This window comes from Salinarimonas sp. (genome assembly GCF_046292825.1).
Lineage (GTDB): Bacteria > Pseudomonadota > Alphaproteobacteria > Rhizobiales > Beijerinckiaceae > Salinarimonas.
The window spans coordinates 1-3,468 of the sequence record NZ_JBKBQG010000092.1 but is presented as its reverse complement, the minus strand read 5'-3'; the positions used below and the strand labels follow the sequence as shown (position 1 = coordinate 3,468).

At 70.1% G+C, this 3,468-nt stretch carries 3 protein-coding genes; all 3 read right to left on the bottom strand.

The genetic code is table 11. From position 1 onward, the window contains the following. Positions 1–299: 299 nt before the first annotated feature. The 3 genes from ACK4UM_RS20865 to ACK4UM_RS20855 all read right to left on the bottom strand — a co-directional run bounded on the left by ACK4UM_RS20865 (position 300) and on the right by ACK4UM_RS20855 (position 3,226). A complete protein-coding gene (locus ACK4UM_RS20865; RefSeq protein WP_409802967.1) occupies positions 300–1,298 on the bottom strand; it encodes an ABC transporter substrate-binding protein in 999 nt (332 codons plus the stop codon). Positions 1,299–1,334: 36 nt separating this feature from the next. After that, positions 1,335–2,267 (bottom strand): ABC transporter permease, encoded by a 933-nt coding sequence (locus ACK4UM_RS20860; RefSeq protein ID WP_409802974.1) that lies wholly within the window; start codon positions 2,265–2,267, stop codon positions 1,335–1,337. 80 nt (positions 2,268–2,347) lie between these two features. Then, complete coding sequence (locus ACK4UM_RS20855; RefSeq protein WP_409802970.1) at positions 2,348–3,226, bottom strand: ABC transporter permease; 879 nt, start codon at positions 3,224–3,226, stop codon at positions 2,348–2,350. Between the last annotated feature and the right edge of the window lie 242 nt (positions 3,227–3,468).

Sequence of the window (3,468 nt, the reverse complement as noted above, 5' to 3'; positions counted from 1 at the left end):
AGGCCGGGTGGGGCCCGACGCGCGGAGTACGATCTCCACCCGGGCCCCACCCGACCCCTGTCGCTGACGCTCCAGGGGCCACCCTCCCCTCCGGGGAGGGATTTTTGGCGCCCGACCCTCCCCGGAGGGGAGGGTGGACTATCGAGCGCAAGCGAGAAAGGCCGGGTGGGGCCCGTAGCATGGAGTACGATCTCCACCCGGGCCCCACCCGACCCCTGTCGCTGACGCTCCAGGGGCCACCCTCCCCTCCGGGGAGGGATGGGGAGGGAGCGTGTCCGCCCCCTCCCTTCTCCCTGCGATCAGAGACCCGCGGCGTCGACGACCGCGTGGGTCCAGGCGTTGGTCGGGGCCGCCGTGATGACCGGGCTGTCGCCGCCGGACGCGAGCAGCGTCTCGACGGTGCGGTCGAAATCGGCCGGGTCGAGGCGGCCCGAGCCGGTGTCGAGGAGCTTGGCGATCTCGCCCATCATGCGGATCTGATGCTCCTCGGTCTGGGCGCCGGTCGCGTCGAATTCGAGCACGATCATCGCGGCCTCTTCCGGATTCTCGCGCGCCCAATCCCAGCCGCGCATCGAGGCGCGCACGAAGCGGGCCATCTTGTCGACGAATTCGGGATCCTCGAGCCGGTTCTCGTCGACCCACAGCCCGTCCTCGAGCGTCGAGACGCCCTGGTCCTCGTAAGGGAAGACGACGAGCTGGTCGGGCGTGAAGCCGGCGTCGATGACCTGCCAATATTCGTTGTAGATCATCGTCGAGATGCAATCCGCCTGGCCCTGGATCAGCGGATCGACGTTGAAGCCCTGGCGCAGGACGGTGACGCCCTCCGGACCGCCGTCGGTCGAGAGGCCGAGCGAGGCCATCCAGGCGAGGAAGGGATATTCGTTGCCGGCGAACCAGACGCCGAGCGTGCGGCCGGCGAAGTCCTCCGGCGAGGCGATGCCCGTGTCCTCGCGGCAGGTCAGCATCATGCCCGAGCGCTTGAAGGGCTGGGCGATGTTGACGAGCGGCACGCCGCGCTCGCGGGCGGCGAGCGCCGCGGGCATCCACTCGACGATGACGTCGGCCCCGCCGCCGGCGATCAGCTGCGGGGGCGCGATGTCCGGGCCGCCCGGATTGATGGTGACGTCGAGGTTCTCCTCCTCGAAATAGCCGCGCTCGAGGGCGACGTAATAGCCGGCGAACTGGGCCTGCGTGACCCATTTCAGCTGCAGCGTGACCGCATCCGCGGCGGCGGCGCCGCCGGCCATCCCGACGATGAGCCCGAGACCGACCGCGCCCGTGACCAAGGTCCTCTTCATCTTTTCTCTCCTCCACTCTCCCGCGGCCCGCTTCCCCTATTTCTTGCGGACCGACGGATGCCAGAAGGTCGCGGCGCGCTCGGCGAGCGCGACGAGACCGTAGAAGGTGGAGCCCGCGATCGCGGCGAGCGCGATCTGGGCCCAGACCATGTCGAGGCCGAGACGCGCCGCCTCGGCCGAGATGCGAAAGCCCATGCCGACCGTCGGCGTGCCGAAGAACTCGGCGACGATGGCCCCGATCAGCGCGAGCGTGGAATTGATCTTGAGCGCATTGAACACGAAGGGCATGGCCGCCGGCAGCCGCAGCTTGATCAGCGTCGGCCAATAACCCGCCGCGTAGGAGCGCATCAGGTCGCGCTCGAGCCGCCCCGCCTCGCGCAGGCCCGCGACCGTGTTCACGAGCATGGGGAAGAAGGTCATCACCACGACGACGGCGGCCTTGGACTGCCAATCGAAGCCGAACCACATCACCATGATGGGCGCGATGCCGATGATCGGCAGCGCCGCGACGAAATTCCCCACCGGCAGGAGCCCGCGGCCGAGGAAGGGCACCCGGTCGGCGAGGATCGCGACCGCGAACCCCGCCGTGCAGCCCATGACGTAGCCCGTCAGCACGCCCTTGACGAAGGTCTGCACGAAATCCGCGCGCAGGATGTGGAGCGAGGAGACGAAGCGCTCGTAGACGGCCGACGGCGCCGGCATCAGCGCGCGCGGCACGCCGAGCCCCACCACCAGCACCTCCCAGAGGAAGAGCAGGAACGCGCCGAAGAGGAAGGGCGTGAGGAGATCGATCGCGAGCCGCCCGGCCTTCGAGCGCGGCTCCATCGCCGCGAGCGCGCCGACGGCGAGCGTCGCCACCGCCCAGAGGGCCGCGACGAGCGCCCAGAACCCGCCCCCCGCCCGTCCCGCGACGTCCGGGCCGTGGACCATCATCAGCGCGTAGACGCAGCCGACCCAGGTGAGCGCGATCAGCCAGGCGACCTTGGCCGGCGAGGCGAGGCGGCGGGCGAAGAAGCCCTTTTGCACGGAGCGGCGGTCGGCGAGCGTGCTCACGTGCGGCCTCCCATCAGGCGCATGACCACGCGCTCGACGAGCCCCACCGCCACGACGAGCAGCGCCGCGCAGATCGCCGCCATCACGAGCGCCGACCAGATCTGGATCGTCTGCCCGAAATAGGAGCCGGCGAGGAGCCGCGCGCCAAGCCCCGCCTGCGCGCCCGTCGGCAATTCGGCGACGATGGCGCCGACGAGCGAGATCGCCACCGCGACCTTCAGGCTCGCGAAGAGATAGGGCAGCGAGGTCGGCACCTTGAGCTTCCAGAAGGTCTGCCAGCCGCTGGCGCTGTAGGTGCGCATCAGGTCGCGCTGCAGGAAATCGGGCGCGGAGAGCCCCTTCACCATGCCGATCGCCACGGGAAAGAAGCAGAGATAGGCCGAGATGATCGCCTTGGGCAGGATCCCGCGGATGCCCATCGAGCCGAGCACCACGACGATGATCGGCGCGATCGCGAGGATCGGCACGGTCTGCGAGGAGATCACCCACGGCATCAGGCTCTTCTCGAGCGTGCGCATGTGCACGATGCCGACCGCGATCAGGATACCGAGCAGCGCGCCGATCGCGAAGCCGACGAGCGTCGCCGAGATGGTCTCCGTCGCGTGGAAGACGAGCGAGCGCCGCGAGGTCGGCGCGACCTCGAGGACCGTCCGCTGGAGCTCGGCGAGGATCTGGTGCGGCGCGGGCAGAAGCGGGCGATCGGATTCCATGGTGAGGAGCACGAGCTCGACCGTCGTCGCGCTCTGCCCGGCCCGCGCGAGCCGCTCGCTGACGCCCTGCCAATTCATCAGAATCGCCGCGACGTACCAGATCGCGAAGATCGCGGCCACGACGACGAGGATCGGCAACGCATTGCCCGCCGCGAGGCGGCCCATGAGGCCGGGGCGGGCCGCGCCGACGAGGGGGACGGCGGTCGTCATCGGAGAGCGCCTCCGGTTGTCATGCCTCTCCGGAGGGCTGCTTCCATGCCACAGACGTCGATGGCGGGGGCTCTTGTCCTTCCCCCTTGGGGGAAGGTGGCCCGGCGGCGAAGCCGACGGGTCGGATGGGGGTCGTGCAGGATGATCTCGATCGCTCGCGACTGGGCGGGGGGGGGGCGCCCCGCCCCGCCGCCCCC

Excerpts from the sequence above, each read along its gene's own strand:
- ACK4UM_RS20865 (WP_409802967.1), bottom strand. The coding sequence starts at position 1,298 with ATGAAGAGGACCTTGGTCACGGGCGCGGTCGGTCTCGGGCTCATCGTC.
- ACK4UM_RS20855 (WP_409802970.1), bottom strand. The coding sequence starts at position 3,226 with ATGGGCCGCCTCGCGGCGGGCAATGCGTTGCCGATCCTCGTCGTCGTG.